Below are 18,874 nucleotides of genomic sequence, written 5' to 3'. Positions count from 1 at the left end.
CGAGGCGGTCAGGCGCCCAGGACGGCGTTTCTCTCCTGGCGGATGACGTCCTGGATGTCGAGGTCGTAGTTGCACAGGATGACCCCGACCCAGTCGCTGTCGAGGTAGATCGACCAGTTCGTGTTGCCGCCCGCGATGCCGCCCCCGTGGCTGACGTGCCGCTGGTCGCCTGTGATCCCGGCGACCGGCCCGTACGCCTGGAACGCCTCCGCCGCGGGCGCGGGGCCGGGGCCGGCGAGGGGCGGGCCGGAGACCTTGGGGCTCAGGTAGAGCTGGGTGTAGGCGTGGTTCAGCAGCTTGTCGCGTTGCAGCGCGAGCGCGAAGCGCACCAGGTCGGGGGCGGTGGAGAAGCCGCTGCCGCCGCCGGAGCCGATGAAGGCGCGGGCGGCGTTGGTGCCCGGCCCGCCGTTCAGCACGGCCCCCGCCTCCAGGTGGCGGACGCCGTCCACCCGCGAGCCGTCCGACTGGTAGATGTACGGATGGGCGATGCGTGCATCGTTGAGCCAGTCCGTCCGGGTGTAGTAGGCGGAGCGGGTCATCCCGGCGGGGACGAAGATGTTGCGCCGCACGTACTCGTGGAAGGGCAGCCCGGAGAGCGTGGCGACGAGCTCGCCGAGGATCTCGTAGCCGGAGCTGCTGTAGGTCTTGTCGGTGCCGGGGGTGTAGACGGGCTTGAGCAGGCGGGTCCGCGTCCTGACGAACCGGGTCTGCTCCTCGACGCTGTGGGTGACCAGCTTGACGTCGTCCGGGTCCTGGACGGTGAAGTCCGGCAGCCCGGAGCTGTGGGTGAGCAGCTGGTGCACGGTGACGTGCCTGGCGACCTCGTCGGGGAAGCCGTCCAGGTACGTGCCCAGCTTCTCGTAGAACCTGAGCCTGCCCTGCTGGGCGAGCTGCACGACCGCCAGCCCGGTGAACGGCTTGGACGCCGACGCCAGGCAGTACACGGTGTCGGTCCGATTGCGGATCGACCGTTCCTTGTCCGCCATCCCGTACGAACGGGCCAGCACCGGACGCCCGCGACGGGCCAGCAGCGCCGTCCCGGAGAACTTGTCCTGCTCGGCCAGCGAACGGAGATGACGGTCATAGGCGGCCACCCCGCCCTCGGCAGGCGTCGGCCCGCCACCGGCCGCCAGGGGCACCGCCCCGAGCAGGCCCAACGTCGTCCGCCGCGACGGCCTCGCGAATCCGGCTCCACTCATGCGCACCTCTTCTCGGACAGGTCCAGGAAAGGCATGCAACCGGTCACGGCGTTTCCCCGGTGTTTCCCGTACGGCCGCCACGCCGGGCGAATCAGCACGGTAATCTCATCGGACGATAACTAAATGCATTAATCTGACGACTGTGAGTAATGGACACGTTGTCGGTACGCCGCCGCTTCGCCGTACCCTCACCCGCGTCCTCCGCCGCGTCGGCAGGCGGGGCGCCTCCTTGACGTTCGTGGGCCTGCTGAGCCTGGCCATCGCGGCCTCGCTGGCGTTCGTGCCGGGCAACCAGCGCGGCACGCCCGGCTACGCCTCGCTGGCCGTCGTCGCGCCGTTGCCCGCCTGGGCGGCGGTCTGGTGCGCGCTCGGCATGCTCTGCCTGGCGCAGGCGTTCATGCGGTCGGACCGGGTGGCCTTCGCCGCCGCGACCGCGCTGCTCCTCACGTACGGGCTGATCTATCTGATCTCGACCTTCACCGGCGACAACCCGCGGGGCTGGGTCGGCGGGGCGGTCTGGCTGGCCTTCGGCGGCTGGATCGCGCTGATCGCCACCTGGCCCGAGGCGGTCGTGCTGGGCCGCCTGCCGGGCGGCCGCGCGGCGTCCTCGACGGCCGTCATCGTGGCCGACGCCTCGGGCACGATCCAGTCGTGGAACCCGCAGGCCGAGGCCCTGTTCGGCTGGGACACCGACGAGGCGGTCGGCAGGTCGCTGACGATCCTGATGCCGCCGCGCTTCCGCGACCCGCACACCGACGGGCTCGCCAGGGTGCTCTCCGACGGCCACTCCGACCTGGCCGGCCGGATCATCCCGCTGGTCGGCCTCCACCGCGACGGCAGCGAGTTCCCGATCGCGCTGACGGTCAACGCCTGGCACAGCGACGACGGCGTCACCTACACAGGGGTGATTCGTCCATTGGGGGGCCGCCATGTCCGCTCTGAGTGACATCCTGGTCCAGCTCGGCGTCGGCATCGTGCCGCTCGGCGTGGCCTACCTCGCCTTCCGCTCGGCGACGGACGCCAGCAAGAAGTCCCAGCAGAGCGCGTTGCTCCAGGTCGAGCACCAGGCCGAGGTCGAACGCTCGAAGGTCGACGCCGAGGCCTTCATCCGCGCCAAGACGATCTACGAGGACGCCCTGGCGCAGATGGAGAAGCAGATGACCCGGATGCAGGGCCAGGCCAGCCAGCTCGGCGCGGAGCTGGTCAACGAGCAGAGCAGCTCGGTGGCGATGCGCGACCAGATCCGCCGCTTGCAGGCCCAGATCCGGGCCCTGGAACGCACGGTCCTCGCGTTGCGCTCCCAGCTCGTGGACGCGGGGTTGTCACCGGCGCCGCCGTCCGACCTGACCGGGCCGCATCTGCTGCGGCCGCAGCACTCGGCCGACTAGGAGGCGTCGCGGGCCAGGCCGTGGGCGGCGGCCAGTAGCTCGATGGAGCGCAGCCACGCCTTCCTGTCGGGCGCCGAGGAGACCACGATCAGCTCGTCGGCCTGCGCGTGCGCGGCGAAGCGGGTGAGATAGTCCTCGACCTCGCCGGGCGTGCCGACGGCCGAGTACTGCATCATCCGCAGGATCTGCTGCCCGCCCGGCGATTCGAGCACCATGTCGGCCTCCTCCGGCGTGAACGTGCGCCCGCGCCCGAGGAACCGGCTCACCCGGTACCGCTTGGCCGTCAGCAGCTGCTCCTGCGCCTCCTCGCGGGTGTCGGCGGCGATCACGTTCACCCCGGCGATCACGTACGGCTCGGCGAGCTGCTCGGACGGCTTGAACTCGCGCCGGTAGAGCGCCACGGCCTCCTCCAGCGCGTCGGGCGCGAAGTGCGAGGCGAACGCGTACGGCAGCCCGAGCGCGGCGGCGAGCTGGGCGCCGAACAACGACGAGCCGAGGATGTACAGCGGCACGTTCGTGCCCTTGCCGGGCGTGGCGTCCACGCCGGGGATGCGGGACTCGCCGGTCAGGAATCCCTGGAGTTCGAGGACGTCCTGGGGGAAGGTGTCGGCGGCGCCCGGGGTGCGCCTCAGGGCGCGCATGGTGGGCTGGTCGCTGCCGGGGGCGCGGCCGAGGCCGAGGTCGATGCGTCCGGGGTGGAGGGTCTCCAGGGTGCCGAACTGCTCGGCGATGGTCAGCGGGGAGTGGTTGGGCAGCATGATGCCGCCCGCTCCGAGGCGGATCGTCCTGGTGTGAGCGGCTACGTGGGCGATGAGCACGCTGGTGGCCGAGGAGGCGATGCTCGGCATGTTGTGGTGCTCGGCGTACCAGATGCGGTGGTATCCCAGTTCTTCGGCCCGCTGGGCCAGACCCACGCTCGCGGCCAGACTCTCGCTCGCCGTCTCTCCGTCGCCGATGTGCGCCAGATCAAGGATGGAGAGTGGAACAGTCATGGGGAACGAGCCCTTTCGCCTGGACGGTGGCCATCGGGCAGTGCAACCGTAATGGCTCTCCGCTTATTTCCCGGGCTGCTTCCCGGGCTTGTTCCCCGGGCGCCCCCGCGCGGGGGCGCCCGGGAGGCGTCAGGACGCGGTGCAGGTGAGGGCGGGCGGGGTGCTGGTCGCGGCGTCGCCGTTGGCGAGGAAGCCGAACGTGGTCGTCGCGCCGCCGGCCAGGGCTCCGTTCCAGCTCAGGTTCGTCACGGTGGCGTTGCCGGACAGGGTGCCGTTCCAGAGCTGGCTGATCGTCTGGCCGCCGGGGAACGTCCACTGAACCTTCCAGCCGGTGGTCGGCGCCGAGCCGGTGTTCTTCACGGTGACCTCGCCCTGGAAGCCGCCCTGCCACTGGCTGGTCACCTTGTAGGCGGCCGAGCAGCCGGCCGGGCCGGTGGTGGGGGTGACGGTGGGCGTGACCGTCGGGGTCACGGTCGGGGTCACCGTGGGCGTCACGGTCGGGCTCGCGGTGGGCGAGGGCGCGGCCATGGCCAGGTCGTACGCCCGCTGCGGCACGAACTGCCCGGCCCCCGCGATGCAGCCGTCGGCCTCGCCCGGCGGCTTGACCCACAGGTAGGCGTCGATCGCCGCGTCACCCGTGTTCGTGGTGCTCCAGATGCCCGTGGCCCGGCCGGCGGGGTCGCACCACTCGCTGCCCGCCGGGCCGTTGCCGTTGCGGCTGGTGTCGATGACCGCCTTCAGCCTGGACACGCCGGTCGCCGCGATGACGCTCTTGGCGTACGACACCAGTCCCGGCGTCGCGCGGTAGTTGGAGGTGTTGAGCGCGATGCCGTCGGCGCTGCCCCCGACGTCGGCGCCGTTGAGCCTGGACGCGGCCTCCGACGGCGACAACCAGGCGTCATGGCCGATGTCGAAGTACACCTTGACCTGCGACGACGTCGCCTTGAACTTCTTGCCCGCGTACGCCATGGACGCCTTCACCTCGGCCTGCTGCGCGGCGTTCATGCAGTTCGTCATGATGGCCAGCGCGTCCGGTTCGAGGACGACGGTCGCCGCCCGCCCGCCCAGACCAGCCGCGATCTGGTCGATCCACGCCCGGTAGGACGCGTGGTCGGGCGCCCCGCCCGCGCTCGCGCCGCCGCAGTCGCGGTTGGGCATGTCGTACACGACGACGATCGGGATCTTGCCCGCCGCGGCGGCGGCCCCCACGTAGGAGTCCACCTGGCCGCGCACGGTCGCGGGGTTGTAGCTGGCGAACCACCGGCCCTGCGGCACGGCGGCGATCCGGTCCCTGATCACCGGCGTACGGCTGTCGCCCGGGTTGGCGGCGACCCATTTGGCGGCGTTCGTCTGGGGATCGAGGTAGAAAGCGGAGTCGGCGGCCTGGGCGGTGGACGAGGCGAGGACGACCGCCCCCGCCGCGGCCACGGCGGTGGCGGCGACGAGCGCCGCGAGCACGGGCCTTCTGCGAGACATGAGGTTACTCCGTCCGTAGAGTGGGAGTGGGAGCGCTCCCACGGCTCTCTCCGGATCGTAGGGAGCCCGCCCGGCCACAGAAAGACATCCGACCGCTGCCGACCGGCTTTCCCCAGGCCACGGCCGGTCAGCGCGATGAAAGTTTCACTCCGCCAGGCACGCCTCGAACACCGCGGTCAACCGGTCGACATCGGCCGCCGTGGGCTGCTCCGGGCCCAGCCGGCGGCGCATCGCGCCGATGCCCAGGAAGACCGCCGTCGCCATCCTGGCCCGCGCCTGGACGTCGGGCCCGTCGAGCTGCGCGGCCAGCGGATCGAGGATGGACGTGCGCAGGCGCTCGCGCACGACGTCCTGGATCTCCGGATGGGCGGCCGAACGTTCGAGGGTGCGCAGCACCGGGCTCTCGGGGTCGTGGTGCATGCGCTCGGCGGCGTATTCGGCCAGGCGTCGCGGCAGGCTCCCGTGATCGCCGGCCAGCAGGGCGACGAACGTGGGCTCGCCTTCGAGCACCGCGCCGAAGAGCCCGGCCTTGGAGCCGAAATAGCGGCCGACCAGGGCGATGTTGGCCTCCGCGGCCGCAGCGATCATGCGGACGGTGACCTGCTCGTATCCGTGCTCGCCGAACAGCACGCGGGCCGCGTCAAGGATGCGCTGCCGGGTGGCCTCGCGTCCGCGGGGCCGGGCGTCCGTCGTCGGGGCGTCCATGTTCCGAACTCTACTCAGGAATAAAGTCACTTGCCGCGCGGCTAGTAAACATGCGTATACTCAACATTGGATAAGTGCGTACGAAGGGGATGTGGTGTCTTGGTAGCCCAGGCACAGGCCGCGCCCCCCGCCCGAAGGCAGTACACCCACCGCGAGATCCTCGAAGTCATGTCCGGGCTCATGCTCGCCATGCTGACGTCGATGATCTCCACTTCCGTGGTGGGCACCGCGTTGCCGACGATCGTGGGGGAACTCGGCGGTCAGGACCAGTACTCATGGGTGGCCAGCGCCACCATGCTGACGATGACGGTCTCGACGCCGTTGTGGGGCAAGCTGTCCGACCTGTTCGGACGGAAACTGCTCTTCCAGACCGCTCTCGGTCTGTTCGTGGCGGCTTCACTGGTGGCCGGCCTGTCGCAGAACATGGGACAGCTCATCGCGGCACGTGCCGTGCAGGGCCTGGGCGTGGGTGGTTTGTCGGCACTTGCGCAGGTGATCCTGGGAGACATCGTCTCGCCGCGCGAGCGCGGCCGGTACTCCGGTTACATGGGGGCCGTCTTCGGGATCTCCACCGTCGCCGGGCCGCTGCTCGGCGGGTTCATCGTGGACACCGACTGGCTCGGCTGGCGCTGGTGCTTCTACGTCGTGGTGCCGTTCGCCATCGTCGCGTTCGCGGTGGTGCAGAAGGTGCTGCGGCTGCCCAAGGTCAAGCGGAACACCTCGATCGACATCTGGGGCGCGACCACCATCACGGCCAGCGCGGCCTCGCTGATGCTGCTGCTGACGCTGGGCGGCAACGAGTTCGAGTGGAACTCGTTCTGGACCTACTTCCTGGCCGCGTTCGCCCTGCTCATGCTGGCCCTGGCGGTGCTGGCCGAGCGTACGGCCCGCAACCCGATCCTGCCCCCGCGGCTGTTCAGGAACCGCACGTTCGTGCTCACCAGCGCGGCCTCGCTGTTCGTCGGCATGGCCATGTTCGGCGCGATGATCTACCTGCCGCAGTACCTGCAGATCGTCAAGGGCCTGAGCCCGACGAAGTCGGGTCTGATGACGCTGCCCATGGTGGTGGCGCTGTTCCTGGCGGGCGTGATCTCCGGCAAGATCGTCACGAACACCGGCAAGTGGAAGATCTTCCCGGTCGCCGGTCTGGTGATCGTGGCCGTCGGCCTGTTCCTGCTCTCCCGGCTGCACGTCGACTCCAGCGAATGGCTCATCGGCTTCGACGTGGGCGTCCTGGGTATCGGCCTCGGCCTGTCCATGCAGATGCTCATCCTGGCCGCCCAGAACGGCTCCGAGCTGCGTGACATGGCCTCGACCACGGCCGGCGTCTCGTTCTTCCGCTCGCTCGGCGGCGCGATGGGCGTCGCGGGCTTCGGCGCGATCCTGACCAACCGGCAGGCGAGCGAATTCGCCGACCTGGTGGCCCAGGCCCGCCTCCATCTGCCCAGCACCGGGCAGAAGCTGGGCAGCCCCGCCGCCATCCAGCACCTGCCCGAGCCGATCAAGGGCATCATCCTGGAGTCCTTCACCCGGGCCCTGGAGACGGTGTTCATGGTCGGCGTGCCGATCGCCCTGCTCGGGTTCGTCGCGGCGCTGTTCCTGAAGGAGCTGCCACTGCGCGGCACCACGATGCCGGCCGGCCCCAAGCCCCTCGGCAAGGACGACCTCGTCCTGGCCGGGCTGCTCCTGGAGCTCATCGCCCAGCGCGTCGAGCGCTCGAACGGCCAGCCGTCCGCGCTGCTCTCCGCGGTCGCCAGGATGGCGCCGCCCGACGGCCGCCCCGAGCGCGAACGCGCCTGGGCGGTCGCACAGAACGTGCTCCGGCCCACCTCGCGCGCCCTCATCGCGCAGGCCACGCCGGCGCAGCAAGACCTCGTATCCGGAGGAGTCTCACAATGATTCGCAAGTTCGTGGGCGCCGTAGCGGCCGCCCTGGCGGTCATGGCCGGCCTGTGGCTGATGATCGCCCCCTTCGCCCTCGGCACGCAGCCCGAGAACGCCGACTGGACCGACCCCACCACGACCGAGTTCTTCTCGGGCCTGGGCGTGACCGTCTTCGGTCTCGTGGGCGTCGTCGGCTTCGTCCTGGCCATCTACGAAGAGCTCGTGGTCCGCGGGCTGGTGAGCGTCAAGCAGCGCGTGCAGCCGGAGCCGGAGCCCGAGCCCGTGCCCGCCGCGCCGCAGGCGTCCTCGGCCGAGCTGGCGAGCCTGCTCGCCCCGCTCGTGGAGGCGCTGCGCGAGGACATGCACAACCCGAGCCGCGGCGGTGAGCACCGTCAGAACGGCAGGACCACCCTGGTGGGTCTGGAGGAGTCCCGATGAAGGCCAAGCTGGGCATTGCCGCCCTCGTCCTGCTGTTCCTGACCGGGCTGTGGCTGGTCGCCGCGCCGTTCGCGGTCGGCTACCAGCCCCGGGGCGCCGGGTACACGGACGCGACCGTCAACGACCTGTGGGTCGGCGGCGGACTCGCCGCGGTCTCGTTCGTCGCCCTGGTGATCTACGCCGCCGACTCACTGCGCGAGCTGGCCCGCCGCGGCAAGCACGCGGACGCCTGACGCGAGTCCTGCCGTGTTCGGCGGTAGCACAGACCCCGGCTGGGAGCCGCTGGAAGGCCGGCTCCCGGCGGGGCAGTTCGAGATCGGCAAGGACGGCGCCGGGCTGCTGGTCGTCGGCTTCGACGGGTCGGACCCCAGCCGCAACGCGCTCGCGTACGCGGCCGGCCTGGCCCGGCGGGACGCCGCCGCGCTGCTCGTCGTCTTCGTGGAGCCGATCAACAGCACCACGTTGTGGTTCTTCGCCGGCTCCCCGGTCATCCCGGACAGCGCGGCCGACCTCACCGACGACCTCCGGGACGAGCTGAAGGGCGCCGGCGTGCCCTGGCAGTTCGTCAGCGTCCGCGGGGACACCGCCCGCGAGCTGGAGGCGCTTGCCGGCTCCTACCGGGCCGACGCCATCGTGGTCGGCAGGTCGCGTTCCTCCTGGCACGCCCTGGGCGGCTCGGTGGCCGTCGGCCTGGCGAAACGGGCTCGCCGTACCGTGCTGATAGTCCCCTGACCTGGCATGACGTCGCATATGGTGGCCAGATGAAACGTACCGCCGCCATCGCGTTCGTGGTGCTCACGTCCGTTTCGTGCGCAGGGCAGGAGCCTGTCGCCTCGTCCGGCGCCACGCCCACGCCCTCCGCGCCCGCGTCCGGGACGACGTCGCCCACGACCTCGCCCACCAGCGAGCCGAGCCCGACGGCTCCGCCGCCGTTCACCTCGAAGGTCACGAAGGTGTCGCGCGAGCGGCTGCCGTACTCGTGGCGGCCCGGTTGCCCGGTGTCCTACCAGGACCTGCGGCTGGTCACCATGTCGTTCTGGGGCTTCGACGACAAGCCGCACACCGGCGAGCTCGTCGTCCGCAAGACGGTCACCGACGACATCGAGACCGTCTTCCGCAAGCTGTACGACTGGCGCTGGCCCATCCGGCAGATGAAGCTCGTCGACGTCTACAAAGGCGACGACTTCGCCTCCATCGAGGCCGACAACACCTCGGCATTCAACTGCCGTCGCGCGACCGGCTCCAGCAATTGGTCGAACCACGCGTACGGCCAAGCGATTGACATCAATCCACGCGAGAACCCATATGTCACTGCAAGCGGTGGCACAGCGCACCAAAATGCCAAGAGGTACACCGAGCGCCCAATGAAGGGTAAAGGTGTGGTAAACCCTGGAGACAAGGTCGTAAGGGCCTTCGCCGACGTCGGATGGGAGTGGGGCGGCTACTGGACGGGCGCCAAGGACCTGCAGCATTTCAGTAAGGGCGGAGGCTGAGACAATCCCTCATGGCGGCTAAGGACGGCGACGGCTGGGCCGAATGCGGGCTCGGACACAGACATTGGGGCATTCACGGAGCGTCGGGCCTGCTGCTCGTCCACCATGACCCGCTCGGCGTGCCCCACGTGCTCATGCAGGAACGCTCCTTGTGGAGCCACCACGGCGGCACCTGGGGGCTGCTCGGCGGCGCCCGCGACAGCCACGAGGACGCCGTCACCAGCGCGCTGCGCGAGGCCCGCGAGGAGGCCGCCCTCGGCGGCGACGGGTTCCGCGTCCAGGGCGTCTACCTCGACGACCACGGCGGCTGGAGCTTCGAGACGGTGATCGCCGAGTCCGCCGAGCTGGTGCCGGCCAAGCCCGCCAACAGCGAGAGCACCGACCTGCGCTGGCTGCCGCTGCCCGAGGTGGCCGGCCGCAAGCTGCATCCCGGCTTCGCCGCGACCTGGGACCGCGTCCAGGCCGCCATCCGTCCCGAGACGATCGTGCTCGACGTCGCCAACATCATCGGCGCGCGGGCCGAGCGCGGCTGGTGGAACGACCGGCTGGGCGCGGCCACCCGCCTGCTCACCGACGTGGCGGAGCTCAGGCTGTTCCACCCGGTGTTGTCGCAGTGGTTCCCGCGGGTGGTCGCGGTGGTGGAGGGCGCGGCCAGGAGCACCCCCGAGATCCCCGGGCTGCAGGTCGTCGCGGCGACGGGCAGCGGCGACGACGCGATCGTCGACGTCGTGGCACGGGCCAAGCCGTGGGAGCGGGTGCTCGTCGTCACGGCCGACCGCGGACTCCGGGAACGGGTCGCCGAACTGGGCGCCGAGACCGAGGGCCCCCGCTGGCTCCTGTCACAACTGGACCGCTGAACGGGCGGCACTGCCAAACAGGAAGCACCTCACGGGCGGCACGTCTAAACAGGGAGCACCTCGTCGAAGGCGGCCGTCAGCCCGGTCACGTCGAGCACCCGTCGCAGCACGCCGTGCACGCCGAACAGGCGTAACGAGCCGCCGTGCCCGGCGACCGCGCGCTGGTGCTCCACCAGCGTCCACAGGCCGCTGGAGTCGCAGAAGTCGAGGTGGTGGGCGTCGATCGCGAGGTGCACGAGCCCTTCGGCGGTCAGCCCGGCCAGCCGCTGCCTCAGCAGGGGCGCAGTGACCTTGTCGAGGTCTCCGGCCAGGCGCACCGTCGTGTCGCCGGGACCACGCTCCACCTCGACGCCGAGATCCGCCACCTCCTGAACGTACACCCCTGCCACCACAGCCGCTATCGTGGTGTCCGCACAGGAGGGTTCGCATAGTGGACGAGTGCAGCCGCCTTGAAAGCGGCCAGGTCAGCGATGGCCTCGTGGGTTCGAATCCCACACCCTCCGCTCACTCGCGCACACCCGCGAACCCGTCGCCCACACTGGCGGCGAGCTGCAGGTAGGCCTCCCTGGTCGCCTCCTGGAGCCGGTCGAGGTCGATCTCCGCGCCCTCCTCCAGGTGCGGGTCGTACGGCACCCTGATCACCGCGCGGCACCTGGCCGCGAAATGGGCCTCCAGCTTTCTGATGTCCACCGCCGACTTCGACCGCGGCCGGACGCTGCACAGCACCACGGTCGCGTTCTTCACCAGGTCGGCGTAGTGGTGGGCCTCCAGCCAGTCGAGAGTGGCCGAGGCGGCCCTGGCGCCGTCCACGGAAGGGCTGCTGACCAGCACGATCTGGTCGGCGAGCCCGAGCACGCCGCCCATGGCGGAGTGGAGCAGGCCGGTGCCGCAGTCGGTGATGCAGATGGAGTAGAAGTTCTCCAGCACCTGGGAGACGGCCTGGTAGTCGGCGCCGCTGAACGCCTCCGACACCGACGGGTCGCGGTCGGAGGCTAGCACCTCCAGCCGCGAGGGCGCCTGCGAGGTGAACGCCCTGATGTCGACGTACCGCTTGACCTGGTCGCGCTCGTTGAGCAGGTCGCGCACGGTGGCGGAGGTCTCCAGCACCAGCTTGTCGGACAGCGTGCCCCGGTCGGGGTTGGCGTCCACGGCGATGACGCGGTCGCCGCGCATCTGCGCGAGCGTCGCGCCGAGCCCGACCGTCGTCGTGGTCTTGCCCACGCCGCCCTTCAGGCTCAGCACCGCCACCCGGTGGTGGCCGGTGGTCACGGGGGTGCGCGCCCTGGTCACCAGCTCGCGGCGGCGGCGCACCTCCGGCGCCTCGCCCGGCTTGATCCAGCCGCCGGACGCCTTGTAGACCAGACGTCGCCAGCCCTTCGAGGGCGCGTTGCGCCTGCCGCGCAGCAACGACTCCGGGTCGAGGCTGTCGGCGGTCGGCCTGCCGGTGAGCGGCGGGCGCTGCGGCGCGGTGAACACGGGGATGGGCGCCGGACGCCGGCGGCGCTCGTGCGGCGGCGGGATCTCCCGCTCGGCCGGCCGCCACTCCTGGCGGTCGCTCCACTGCGGGCGCTCGTCCCGCGCGGCGTCCTGGGGGGCGGGGGCCTCGCCGTGCGCGAGGTCGGGCCGCTGCGGGCGGCCCTCGCGGAAGGAGGTGTCGGACCACTGCGGCCGCTCGTCCCAGCGGGGCCGCTCGTCGGCCGCCGCCTCCTCGACCGCCTCCCCGCGTATGGGCTCCCTGCGTACGGGCTCCTCCGCCCGGACCGGCTCCTCTCGGCGGACGGGCTCCTCGAACCCCCGCGGCGGCTCGACGGGGGCGGGCTCGGCGGCTTCGATCGGGGCGGGCTCGTCGAACACCCTGGCCGCGTCGGTACGGGACGGCACGTCGAACGCCCCGGGCGACTCGGTACGCGACGGCACGTCGAACGCCCCGGGCAGCTCGGTACGGGACGGCAGGTCGAACGCCTCGGGCAGCTCGGTGATCATCGGCTGCGTCTCGTTCGACTGCTCGGCGGGCCGGGACCAGTCGCCGAGCGATGGCCAGCCCGGCTCCTCGCTCTCGCGCGCCTGCTCCTCGCTCTGCTGGCGGCCCTGCTGGCGGCCCTGCTGCCGTCCCTGGTCCCCGACCGGCTCCTCGCCCTGCCCCTGGCTCGGCCTCTCGCCCTGCTCCCGGCCCTGCTCGGTGTCCTTCTCCCCGCTCCCCGCCCGCTCGGGCGGCGTGAACGTCAAGGAGTAGCTGTCGGTGTCGTCAGGACGCGGCAACGGCTTGAGCGGCGCCAGGAAAGGGTCCTCCGACCGGCCGAGACTCACCGGCGGCACGGCCGGCTCGCCCGCCGCGCTCTCCTGCCCCTTGCTGCCTTCCTGCCCCCTGCCGCTCTCCTGCGTGGCGGCCCTGTCCAGCCACTCCCCTGCCTCGCTCTCGGCCGCGGGCAGATCCTCGGCCGCCGCGTGGCCGTAAACGGAGTCGACGGCGGCGCGGAACAGCGGCGGCGTCGGCGTGTCGTGCGGCGTGGGCACGAGCAGCCAGGGGTCCTTGGGGTACGGCGAAGCGACCGGCTCGTCCGCCGACGCGGACGAGGCTCCGACGGAGACGGGCGTCTCCTCCGTCTCCTTGATCGCGTCGAGCCAGGCCAGCTGTTCCTCGAGAGATTCTTCTCGATCGTGTCTTGCCACCGTGTTCCCCCTCGGGTGGGTCTAAAGGGGCAGCAAATACTTTGCAGGTTAACGCCACGCGTTCCCGCGCAGCCCGGCAACCCACAACTTCTTTGCCCGGCTACCGTGGATCGCATGCGAGCCATTGAGATCACCGAGCCGGGTGGACCAGAGGTCCTGGAATGGCGCGAGGTGCCCGATCCGGCCGTCGGACGCGGCGACGTGCTCATCGACGTGGTGGCCTCGGCGGTGAACCGCGCCGACGTCCACCAGCGGATGGGCTTCTACGACCCGCCGCCCGGCGCGCCCCTGTACCCGGGGCTGGAGGTGTCGGGCGTGGTGGCCTCGGTGGGGGCGGACGTCGAGCAGTTCAAGGCCGGCGACGAGGTGTGCGCGCTGCTGGCCGGCGGCGGTTACGCCGAGCGCGTGGCGGCGCCCTGGCAGCAGGTCATGCCGGCGCCGCAGGGCGTGCCGCTGGCGGAGGCGGCGGGGCTGCCCGAGGTGGCGTGCACGGTGTGGTCGAACGTGTTCATGGTCGGCCGGCTGCGGCGCGGCGAGACCCTGCTGGTGCACGGCGGGGCCAGCGGCATCGGCACGTTCGCGGTGCAGCTCGCCAAGGCGCTCGGCTCGCGGGTGGCGGCCACGGTCGGGTCCGAGGCGAAGGCCGAGCAGGTCAGGAAGCTGGGCGCGGACGAGGTCGTCAACTACCGCGAGGAGGACTTCGCCGACCGGGTGGAGGCCGACGTCATCCTCGACATCATGGGCGCCAAGTACCTGGCGGCCAACGTCCGGGCGCTGCGCACCGGCGGCCGGTTGGTGATCATCGGCCTCCAGGGCGGCGGAAGGGCCGAGCTCGATCTCGGCGCGCTGCTGACCAAGCGGGCCTCCGTCCACGGCACCACGTTGCGCGCCCGTCCGGTCGACGAGAAGGGCGTCATCGTCCGGAGCGTCGTGGACAACGTCTGGCCGCTGGTCGAGGCGGGTGCCGTACGTCCCGTGGTCTACGCGAGCGTGCCCATGGCAGAGGCAGCCGATGCACACCGAATGTTGGATTCGGGAGAGCACGTCGGCAAGATCCTGCTAGTACGGTGAGTGTTATGAATGCTGAGGACAACAACACCCCTCACATCGTGGTGGTGGGCCCCGACTTCCAAGGTCAGGGCGATAGCGGTGATGAAGAGCGCTCGGTCACCAACCTGGTCGAGCAGCCCGCCAAGGTGATGCGCATCGGCAGCATGATCAGGCAGCTCCTGGAGGAGGTGCGCGCCGCCCCCCTCGACGAGGCCAGCCGCAAGCGCTTGAAGGAGATCCACGAGTCCTCCATCAAGGAGCTTGAGGACGGTTTGGCGCCGGAGCTGGTCGACGAGCTGGAACGGCTGTCGCTCCCGTTCACCGACGACAACGGCACGCCCCCCAGCGAGGCCGAGCTGCGCATCGCGCACGCCCAGCTCGTGGGCTGGTTGGAGGGTTTGTTCCACGGTATCCAGACCACCCTGTTCGCCCAGCAGATGGCGGCCAGGGCCCAGTTGGAGCAGATGCGCAGGGCGCTGCCCGGCGTGCCGGGTGACGAGGGCCACCGGCCGCCGAGCGGGTCGGGCCCCTACCTGTAGAGCCGTTCCAGCACCTGAGCGACGCCGTCCTCGTCGTTGGACGCGGTCACGTGATCGACCGCCGCCAGCACGTCGGGGTGGGCGTTCGCGACGGCGTACGACGTACCTGCCCAGCTCAGCATGGGCAGGTCGTTCGGCATGTCGCCGAAGGCGACCACGTGGGCCGGCTTGATCTCGTGCCGCCCGGCGAGCGTGGCCAGCGCCGTGGCCTTCGTCACGCCCTGGGCGCTCATCTCGACCAGGCCGCCGTGGCTGGAGTGGGTCGCGGTCACCAGGTGGCCCACCAGGTCGTGCACGGTCGCGTGCAGCTCGTCGGCGCCCATCTCGGGATGGAGGGCGAGCAACTTGGCGCAGGGCCGGGCGGTCAGCGCGTCTCGGTCAATCCGGACAACTCCGACACCCTTGCGATCCAGACCACCGAGCCGGAAATCGGACTCATGCGCAAAACCGCCTTCATACTCGACCGAAAATACGAGACCGGACACGTTCGCTCGTAGCTGAGCGACGACTTCCCCCAGTACGTGGGCGTCGATGAGGTGAGATTCCACTATCCGTTCGGTATGGAGATCGTAGATCAGTGCGCCGTTGGCGCATACGGCCAGGCCACGGTGCCGTACGGCGCCCGCGACCTCCCCCATCCACCTGGGCGGCCGTCCGGTCACGAAGACGAGCGCGGCCCCGGATTCCTCGACTTTCGCGAAGGCCGCAGCCGTCCGGGGAGACACGGTTCCGTCGGCGCGCAGGGCGGTGCCGTCGAGGTCGGTGGCCACTAGGCGCGGCGGTGCAAGGCTCTGCATAACAGGTTCCAGTTTGCCCGGTGATGCCGCCTGACAGAAATCTTCGTAGGGACGGGAACACCAACGCGCCAGAATGGTGTTAGATGTGATGGCGTTGTATTAGCTGATCCCGTAGTGAAAACCAGCATGACTTTGTCTGAGCCACCCCGGGTGCCTGCTGTACGACACACCGGGATCCACGAGGTGTGGGTCCCATAGATTCACATCCTGAGGGAGAGCTTTTATGGCTCAGGGAACCGTCAAGTGGTTCAACGCTGAGAAGGGCTTCGGCTTCATCGCCCCGGACGGCGGTGCGCCGGACGTGTTCGTGCACTTCTCCGAGATCGTCGGCAACGGCTACCGCAGCCTTGAAGACGGCCAGCGGGTCGAGTTCGAGATCACGCAGGGACAGAAGGGGCCGCAGGCCTCCCAGGTCCGTGCTATCTGACCTGTAGTTCGTAGTTCGCAAGTAAGGCCGGGGTCCGCATTCCAGCGGACTCCGGTCTTTTTGCTTCTCGCCCCGGAGACCGCCATTGCCTCTCGCCAAAGCCTGAGGACGCCGTGGCGGCCCCGAGAGGCGTCGTGCGGCCCCTCCCATGTCCGGACATGTACTCGCGCCTCAGCGGCCGTCTGAAGCGCCTGCCGCACTCCTGTCCACAGGCGCCTGTCGCCCTGTGGACAAAGGGGAGTTTCACAAATCAGTCACGGCCTCGGGCACGGCCCAACTTCCCTCCGTCTCCCGCCATCCACCCGTATATGAGGTACGCGTGGTTATGTCACCCCGTGACCATCACCGGGGTCATCCTGCTCCTGCTCAACGACCACCTCTTCAAGCCGCTCTGGCCCGGCCTCCTCACCGGCAAGCTCAGTGACCTGGCCGGACTCGTGGTCGCCCCCGCCGTGCTGGCACTGCTCCTCGGACGCCGCGCCGACCTGGCGGCCACCGTCCTGGCCGGCCTGCTGTTCACGTTCATGAAGACCACGGAGACGGGCGCCGATCTCGCCTCCCAGGCTTGGAGCCTCGTGGCCGGCCCCGCGCGCGTCCTGGCCGACCCGACGGACCTGATCGCCCTGCCCGCCCTCGCCCTGGCCTGGTGGGTACGGCAGCGCAGCGCCGGCACCGACTCCCCGCGCCGGCGGATCATGGTCACCGTGCCGCTGGCCGTCCTGGCCGTGACCGCCACGGCCGGGCCCGTCCCGGCATCGGCGGCCCTGTCCGTGGACGTGACCGAGTCGGGCAAGATCGTCGTTGGGACGACCGGCACGGAACACAGTTCCCGCCTCTCCGACGACGGCGGCACGACCTGGACCGACGGAACCGCCCCCGCCGCGACCCGGACGTCGATCAGCGCCCAGTGCGTGCCCGGCCAGGCGACCCGCTGCTACCGCGTCCGCCAGAACCACCTCGGCGTGGACCAGTCGGACGACGGCGGCCGGACCTGGCGGCCCTCCTGGGAACCGTCCACCGACGCCCGCCTCCGCCTGACCAGGAAGCACGGCGCGGAGGAGAGCATGCTCATGTCCTACGACCTGGCGGTCCAGGCCAGGCCCGGAGGACACGTCGTGGTCGTCGCCAACGGCGTGGACGGCATCCTGGTCAGGGACGTCTCAGGCGCCTGGCGTCGCCTCGGCTGGTCGTACACGCTCGACGACGTGCGGGCCGACGAGGTGGACCTCAGCCCCGAGCGGAACGTCGCGCTCTTCCTGGCGGTGTGCATGCTGCTGGGCGGCGTCGGCGCCAGGATGCGCAGGTATCAGGGCGCGTTCGCGACATCAGGGGCGATCGGGGCGCTGGCCATGTACGTCGCGCTGGACAGCGGGATCGGCGAGACGGTGTTCGTCAACCTCACCGCCGTGTTCAGCTGGGCGGTCGCGCTGGCGACCGGGCTGGCGTGCCTCGTGCTGGCCTGGGACGGCAAGCCGCAGCCGGTGAGCGCGCTGACCGGCGTGGTGGCCGCGCCGCTGGTCTACGCGGCCGTCTACCTGCCCTTCCACGGCTGGGCACGCGGCACGCCCGAGACCCACGGGACCGCCGTCACGCTCGCGGCCCTGCTGACCGGCCTGATCGTGGTCGCGGGCGTCGCCGTCATCGCGATCGACGCCCGCCGCCACTCCTACTTGGACGGCTCCAGCACGTCGAGCCCCACGTAGGGACGCAGCGCCTTGGGAACCACCACCGAGCCGTCGGCCTGCTGGTGGTTCTCCAGGATCGCCACGATCCACCGGGTGGTGGCCAGCGTGCCGTTGAGCGTGGCCAGATGCTGCGGCTTGCCGTCTTTGTCCCGATAACGGACGGCGAGCCTGCGCGACTGGAACTCGGTGCAGTTGGAGGTCGAGGTCAGCTCGCGGTAACGGCCCTGGGTCGGGATCCACGCCTCGCAGTCGAACTTGCGCGCCGCCGACATGCCGAGATCGCCCGCCGCCGTGTCGATGATCCGGTAGGGGACCTCGATCTTGGCCAGCATGTCCTTCTCCCAGGCCAGCAGCCGCTGGTGCTCCTCGTGCGCCTCCTCGGGACGGACGTAGGAGAACATCTCCACCTTGTCGAACTGGTGGACCCTGATGATGCCCCGGGTGTCCTTGCCGTACGAGCCGGCCTCGCGGCGGAAGCACGACGACCAGCCCGCGTAGCGCAGCGGCAGCTCGTCGCCGCTCACGATCTCGTTGGCGTGGTAGCCGGCCAGCGCCACCTCGGAGGTGCCGACGAGGTAGAGGTCGTCCTCCGGCAGGCGGTAGATCTCCTTGTCGTGGGCCACGTGGAAGCCGGTGCCCTGCATGGTCTCCGGCTTGACCAGCACCGGAGTGATCATCGGCGTGAAACCGGCCTCGATCGCCTGCTGCATCGCCATGTTGAGCAGGCCCAGCTGCAGGCGCGCGCCGACGCCCTTGAGGAAGAAGAACCGCGAGCCGGACACCTTGGCGCCGCGCTCCATGTCGATCGCGCCGAGCGCCTCGCCGAGCTCCAGGTGGTCCTTCGGCTCGAAGTCGAACTGGCGCGGCTCCCCGAACGTCTCCAGGACGACATAGTCGTCCTCGCCGCCCGGAGGGGCGCCTTCCTCGACGATGTTCGGCACCGTCTGCATGAGCTGGTCGAGCTCGGCGGCCAGCTTCTCCGCCTCGGCCTCGGCGGCCTTGACCTGGCTCGCGAGGTCTTTGGCCCGCTGGAGCAGCGCGGCCTTCTCCTCGCCCTGCGCCTTGGAGACCGACTTGCCCATGCTCTTTTGCTCAGCGCGCATCGACTCGAACGAGGTCAGCGCGGATCGGTGGCGCTCGTCGAGGTCGAGCAGCGTTGCGACGACGGAGTCGTCCTCACCGCGGGCACGCTGCGACGCCCGTAGCCGGTCGGGATCCTCACGAAGGGTACGCAGGTCAATCACAAGGAAAGGCTACCGGCGCCCACCCCCACCC

The 18,874-nt window shown here is 70.5% G+C and carries 20 protein-coding genes and 1 tRNA gene; 13 read left to right on the top strand and 8 right to left on the bottom strand.

Annotation, left to right across the window (positions count from 1 at the left end):
* Positions 1–8: 8 nt before the first annotated feature.
* Positions 9–1,199, bottom strand: coding sequence for a serine hydrolase domain-containing protein (locus tag ACFYUV_RS26420; RefSeq protein ID WP_387672114.1), 1,191 nt, complete (start codon positions 1,197–1,199; stop codon positions 9–11).
* A 238-nt stretch (positions 1,200–1,437) separates the two neighbouring features.
* Between ACFYUV_RS26420 and ACFYUV_RS26415 the strand changes: the two genes are divergently transcribed.
* Both ACFYUV_RS26415 and ACFYUV_RS26410 read left to right on the top strand, forming a co-directional pair.
* On the top strand, positions 1,438–2,145 hold the full coding sequence (locus tag ACFYUV_RS26415; RefSeq protein ID WP_387672213.1) for a PAS domain S-box protein: 708 nt from the start codon (positions 1,438–1,440) through the stop codon (positions 2,143–2,145).
* On the top strand, positions 2,129–2,587 hold the full coding sequence (locus ACFYUV_RS26410) for a hypothetical protein (protein ID WP_387672111.1): 459 nt from the start codon (positions 2,129–2,131) through the stop codon (positions 2,585–2,587). The genes ACFYUV_RS26415 and ACFYUV_RS26410 overlap by 17 nt, the downstream gene beginning before the upstream one ends.
* On the opposite strand, the gene ACFYUV_RS26405 is transcribed toward ACFYUV_RS26410, so the two are convergent.
* The 3 genes from ACFYUV_RS26405 to ACFYUV_RS26395 form a co-directional block, all read right to left on the bottom strand.
* The gene (locus ACFYUV_RS26405) at positions 2,584–3,579 is read right to left on the bottom strand and encodes an LLM class flavin-dependent oxidoreductase (protein WP_387672108.1); all 996 of its coding nucleotides are present in this window, start codon (positions 3,577–3,579) and stop codon (positions 2,584–2,586) included. The two genes, ACFYUV_RS26410 and ACFYUV_RS26405, sit on opposite strands and share 4 nt — an antisense overlap.
* A gap of 129 nt (positions 3,580–3,708) precedes the next feature.
* A complete protein-coding gene (locus ACFYUV_RS26400; RefSeq protein WP_387672105.1) occupies positions 3,709–5,055 on the bottom strand; it encodes a glycoside hydrolase family 6 protein in 1,347 nt (448 codons plus the stop codon).
* 144 nt (positions 5,056–5,199) lie between these two features.
* The gene (locus ACFYUV_RS26395) at positions 5,200–5,760 is read right to left on the bottom strand and encodes a TetR family transcriptional regulator (RefSeq protein ID WP_387672102.1); all 561 of its coding nucleotides are present in this window, start codon (positions 5,758–5,760) and stop codon (positions 5,200–5,202) included.
* 99 nt (positions 5,761–5,859) lie between these two features.
* Between ACFYUV_RS26395 and ACFYUV_RS26390 the strand changes: the two genes are divergently transcribed.
* The 6 genes from ACFYUV_RS26390 to ACFYUV_RS26365 are packed head-to-tail and all read left to right on the top strand — an operon-like array spanning position 5,860 to position 10,431.
* Positions 5,860–7,659, top strand: a complete 1,800-nt coding sequence (locus ACFYUV_RS26390) for an MDR family MFS transporter (protein ID WP_387672099.1) — start codon at positions 5,860–5,862, stop codon at positions 7,657–7,659.
* Positions 7,656–8,081, top strand: a complete 426-nt coding sequence (locus ACFYUV_RS26385; RefSeq protein WP_387672096.1) for a hypothetical protein — start codon at positions 7,656–7,658, stop codon at positions 8,079–8,081. The genes ACFYUV_RS26390 and ACFYUV_RS26385 overlap by 4 nt, the downstream gene beginning before the upstream one ends.
* The gene (locus tag ACFYUV_RS26380) at positions 8,078–8,314 is read left to right on the top strand and encodes a hypothetical protein (protein ID WP_387672093.1); all 237 of its coding nucleotides are present in this window, start codon (positions 8,078–8,080) and stop codon (positions 8,312–8,314) included. Before ACFYUV_RS26385 ends, ACFYUV_RS26380 begins: the two co-directional genes overlap by 4 nt.
* Before the next feature lie 13 nt (positions 8,315–8,327).
* Positions 8,328–8,813 carry a universal stress protein gene (locus ACFYUV_RS26375; protein WP_387672091.1) on the top strand — a complete coding sequence of 162 codons (486 nt, stop codon included), beginning with the start codon at positions 8,328–8,330 and terminating at the stop codon, positions 8,811–8,813.
* Between the two features lie 29 nt (positions 8,814–8,842).
* Positions 8,843–9,574, top strand: coding sequence for a M15 family metallopeptidase (locus ACFYUV_RS26370; protein ID WP_387672088.1), 732 nt, complete (start codon positions 8,843–8,845; stop codon positions 9,572–9,574).
* Positions 9,575–9,585: 11 nt separating this feature from the next.
* The gene (locus ACFYUV_RS26365; RefSeq protein WP_387672085.1) at positions 9,586–10,431 is read left to right on the top strand and encodes an NUDIX domain-containing protein; all 846 of its coding nucleotides are present in this window, start codon (positions 9,586–9,588) and stop codon (positions 10,429–10,431) included.
* A gap of 44 nt (positions 10,432–10,475) precedes the next feature.
* Here ACFYUV_RS26365 and ACFYUV_RS26360 read toward each other — a convergent pair whose 3' ends face one another.
* The gene (locus ACFYUV_RS26360; RefSeq protein ID WP_387672082.1) at positions 10,476–10,811 is read right to left on the bottom strand and encodes an STAS domain-containing protein; all 336 of its coding nucleotides are present in this window, start codon (positions 10,809–10,811) and stop codon (positions 10,476–10,478) included.
* A gap of 36 nt (positions 10,812–10,847) precedes the next feature.
* Between ACFYUV_RS26360 and ACFYUV_RS26355 the strand changes: the two genes are divergently transcribed.
* A tRNA-Ser gene (locus tag ACFYUV_RS26355) sits at positions 10,848–10,934 on the top strand.
* 1 nt (position 10,935) lies between these two features.
* On the opposite strand, the gene ACFYUV_RS26350 is transcribed toward ACFYUV_RS26355, so the two are convergent.
* Entirely contained in the window at positions 10,936–13,101 is a 2,166-nt protein-coding gene (locus ACFYUV_RS26350) for an AAA family ATPase (RefSeq protein ID WP_387672079.1), read from the bottom strand.
* Between the two features lie 114 nt (positions 13,102–13,215).
* On the opposite strand from ACFYUV_RS26350, the gene ACFYUV_RS26345 reads away from it, so the two are divergent.
* Together ACFYUV_RS26345 and ACFYUV_RS26340 are read left to right on the top strand one after the other, a co-directional pair.
* Positions 13,216–14,172, top strand: a complete 957-nt coding sequence (locus tag ACFYUV_RS26345; RefSeq protein ID WP_387672076.1) for an NAD(P)H-quinone oxidoreductase — start codon at positions 13,216–13,218, stop codon at positions 14,170–14,172.
* A 5-nt stretch (positions 14,173–14,177) separates the two neighbouring features.
* A complete protein-coding gene (locus tag ACFYUV_RS26340) occupies positions 14,178–14,690 on the top strand; it encodes a bacterial proteasome activator family protein (RefSeq protein ID WP_352318235.1) in 513 nt (170 codons plus the stop codon).
* On the opposite strand, the gene ACFYUV_RS26335 is transcribed toward ACFYUV_RS26340, so the two are convergent.
* Positions 14,681–15,460 (bottom strand): HAD family hydrolase, encoded by a 780-nt coding sequence (locus tag ACFYUV_RS26335; protein WP_387672073.1) that lies wholly within the window; start codon positions 15,458–15,460, stop codon positions 14,681–14,683. The two genes, ACFYUV_RS26340 and ACFYUV_RS26335, sit on opposite strands and share 10 nt — an antisense overlap.
* A gap of 250 nt (positions 15,461–15,710) precedes the next feature.
* On the opposite strand from ACFYUV_RS26335, the gene ACFYUV_RS26330 reads away from it, so the two are divergent.
* Both ACFYUV_RS26330 and ACFYUV_RS26325 read left to right on the top strand, forming a co-directional pair.
* Positions 15,711–15,914 carry a cold-shock protein gene (locus ACFYUV_RS26330; RefSeq protein WP_043619750.1) on the top strand — a complete coding sequence of 68 codons (204 nt, stop codon included), beginning with the start codon at positions 15,711–15,713 and terminating at the stop codon, positions 15,912–15,914.
* Between the two features lie 335 nt (positions 15,915–16,249).
* Entirely contained in the window at positions 16,250–17,617 is a 1,368-nt protein-coding gene (locus ACFYUV_RS26325; protein WP_387672068.1) for a hypothetical protein, read from the top strand.
* Here the strand turns inward: ACFYUV_RS26325 and serS are convergent.
* Positions 17,581–18,843, bottom strand: a complete 1,263-nt coding sequence (gene serS / locus ACFYUV_RS26320; RefSeq protein ID WP_358290963.1) for a serine--tRNA ligase — start codon at positions 18,841–18,843, stop codon at positions 17,581–17,583. The genes ACFYUV_RS26325 and serS overlap by 37 nt on opposite strands.
* Positions 18,844–18,874: the final 31 nt, after the last annotated feature.

The organism is Nonomuraea sp. NPDC003560 (genome assembly GCF_042878785.1).
Taxonomy (GTDB): domain Bacteria; phylum Actinomycetota; class Actinomycetes; order Streptosporangiales; family Streptosporangiaceae; genus Nonomuraea.
Note: the sequence above shows the minus strand (reverse complement) of the source record. Positions and strands in the feature narration are given on the sequence as shown.

What these genes read in the sequence shown, in the direction of transcription:
- ACFYUV_RS26405 (WP_387672108.1), bottom strand. Translation starts at nt 3,579, where the DNA reads ATGACTGTTCCACTCTCCATCCTTGATCTGGCGCACATCGGCGACGGA.
- ACFYUV_RS26380 (WP_387672093.1), top strand. Translation starts at nt 8,078, where the DNA reads ATGAAGGCCAAGCTGGGCATTGCCGCCCTCGTCCTGCTGTTCCTGACC.
- ACFYUV_RS26385 (WP_387672096.1), top strand. Translation starts at nt 7,656, where the DNA reads ATGATTCGCAAGTTCGTGGGCGCCGTAGCGGCCGCCCTGGCGGTCATG.
- ACFYUV_RS26340 (WP_352318235.1), top strand. Translation starts at nt 14,178, where the DNA reads ATGAATGCTGAGGACAACAACACCCCTCACATCGTGGTGGTGGGCCCC.
- ACFYUV_RS26420 (WP_387672114.1), bottom strand. Translation starts at nt 1,199, where the DNA reads ATGAGTGGAGCCGGATTCGCGAGGCCGTCGCGGCGGACGACGTTGGGC.
- ACFYUV_RS26345 (WP_387672076.1), top strand. Translation starts at nt 13,216, where the DNA reads ATGCGAGCCATTGAGATCACCGAGCCGGGTGGACCAGAGGTCCTGGAA.
- ACFYUV_RS26365 (WP_387672085.1), top strand. Translation starts at nt 9,586, where the DNA reads ATGGCGGCTAAGGACGGCGACGGCTGGGCCGAATGCGGGCTCGGACAC.
- ACFYUV_RS26330 (WP_043619750.1), top strand. Translation starts at nt 15,711, where the DNA reads ATGGCTCAGGGAACCGTCAAGTGGTTCAACGCTGAGAAGGGCTTCGGC.
- ACFYUV_RS26400 (WP_387672105.1), bottom strand. Translation starts at nt 5,055, where the DNA reads ATGTCTCGCAGAAGGCCCGTGCTCGCGGCGCTCGTCGCCGCCACCGCC.
- ACFYUV_RS26370 (WP_387672088.1), top strand. Translation starts at nt 8,843, where the DNA reads ATGAAACGTACCGCCGCCATCGCGTTCGTGGTGCTCACGTCCGTTTCG.
- ACFYUV_RS26395 (WP_387672102.1), bottom strand. Translation starts at nt 5,760, where the DNA reads ATGGACGCCCCGACGACGGACGCCCGGCCCCGCGGACGCGAGGCCACC.
- ACFYUV_RS26410 (WP_387672111.1), top strand. Translation starts at nt 2,129, where the DNA reads ATGTCCGCTCTGAGTGACATCCTGGTCCAGCTCGGCGTCGGCATCGTG.